Annotated in this window: 1 protein-coding gene; it reads right to left on the reverse strand. The window is 40.3% G+C overall.

The window, feature by feature from the left end:
• Positions 1–519, reverse strand: a 519-nt coding sequence (locus tag R7044_RS28020; protein WP_225456356.1) for a sensor histidine kinase, incomplete at both ends; no start/stop codon positions are given.

The raw sequence follows: 519 nt of genomic DNA on the forward strand, positions 1-519 counted from the left end.
CCCAAATCGGGTCCTGGCCAACTTTTTTAGCTCGTTGCGCAGGTTTGTGCTCAAAAAGATACACCACACGCGCTTCAGTAAATGAAAGTAACGATTCGATTCTGTCTAATTGGTTTTCTAAAACATCAAGGCTTTCCACATCGACAAATATCAGGTCAAATTCAAACTCGTATTCTTTCTTTTTAAAGACGCTTTTTACATCTAAAACGGTGACATCAAATCCCATGAAGCGACTAATATCTACCATTTTTTGCACGATAATGTCTTGATTACTGACCAATAAAATCGATTTCATTTTGGTCAGCTCATCTTTAATTTCCGTTACCGTATCTGATGTGATAGGCGGAAAAGTCAACGTAAACTGTGACCACTCTCCCGGCTGGGAAATGCACTTAATATTACCACCAAATGAACGCATGACTTTCTTACAGAACGGTAGTCCAAGGCCATAACTGCCCGATTTACCTGTGGTATAGAAGTCCTGAAAGATATGTCGAATCACATCTGGCGCAATACCTG

Source organism: Vibrio sp. 1402 (assembly GCF_033340275.1).